This window comes from Streptomyces sp. NPDC002926 (genome assembly GCF_053591755.1).
Window position 1 is genome coordinate 1 of sequence record NZ_JBSFUK010000092.1, and the last position, 1170, is coordinate 1170.

Sequence of the window (1170 nt, forward strand, 5' to 3'; positions counted from 1 at the left end):
TCTGCAATGTCGATGCCTCAACTCCTGCATGGGGACAACTAGGAACTGACTACTACCGTAACGCCAGAATCAATATTGACGGTATCCGTTTCGAAGCTGACCTAAAAGGAGAAAATCCAATACTTGATCAATTTATCAACGTCAAAGAAGTGTATGACCAAAAAGATCGAGGATAGAGGTTGTGAAAGAAGCGTCCAGCTCCGAGCAAATAAGAACTAGATTTCTAAAATAGTTTCTCATATTTTGGAAATCTAGCGCTTATTGCTGAGGAGTTGCTTCTTGAACACCGTGGATAAGGTTATAACGAAGATAGTAGCCCACGGCTACAATAATCACATCCTGCTGAAATTGCTTTTCTTTAAAATGATTCATCGTCATTCCTCCTGCTATCTTTTTCTATTATTCTACCTTATTTGATAGTAGATTTAAAACTTTGCAACAGAACCCTTGTATGTAATTGACTAAAACGTACAATTTTAGCTTTTAAATATGACCCTTATTTATGACCTGCTCTAATCTCACTATTCATCAGCATTCAAAAAACAGCTCACAACTGTTGAAGAATGAACTGTTCCGTTCGATTGTTTTGGCATATAAATCACTGTCATTTTTACTCCCTCTCCGAAATAAAATGAACAACTTTTTGAATTTTATTTTCCAAGTTTTCTAATTGCTTTTGATAATCAGACATCCATTCTTTTGTCTGATTATTTTTATTTTCGTTTAAATGTTTAGCAATTTGATTGATATTATTTCCGATACGTTTTAGTTCAGATTTTGTCGCAGAAATTTCAGAAATAATATTTTTATATTCTGAAAAATCAATAGAAAAAATCTCTTTATTGCAACAGGCTCGTCTAGCAAATATAGAAAAATTAGTGATACCAGTTTTTCTCATCATCAATTTAATTCTTTCGTCTTCTTTTTCATTTACGAAGAACCTTTTTAAAATATTTCTCTCACGATTTTTGGTTTTTTTCATCTTGTCAACCTTTCAAACTACTGTCAACTCTAAAAGCTCAAAATAGGGGGTTAGTGTCTTTAGTGAACTTCGTACTTGGGTACCCAAGTGTGACCGGACAGGCCCTCCCCGTGCCACTGCTGCGTCGAATGGGACAGACGGTGCTCGGGCGGCGCGGCGGCAGCCTGAACGCCGCAGTGCTGGCCGAG

The 1170-nt window shown here is 36.8% G+C and carries 1 protein-coding gene; it reads right to left on the reverse strand.

Features of this window, described 5'->3' with window-relative positions:
• Positions 1-610: 610 nt before the first annotated feature.
• Positions 611-982: a plasmid mobilization protein gene (locus ACWDZ6_RS33405; protein ID WP_451505834.1), complete on the reverse strand. Its 372-nt coding sequence runs from the start codon at positions 980-982 to the stop codon at positions 611-613.
• Between the last annotated feature and the right edge of the window lie 188 nt (positions 983-1170).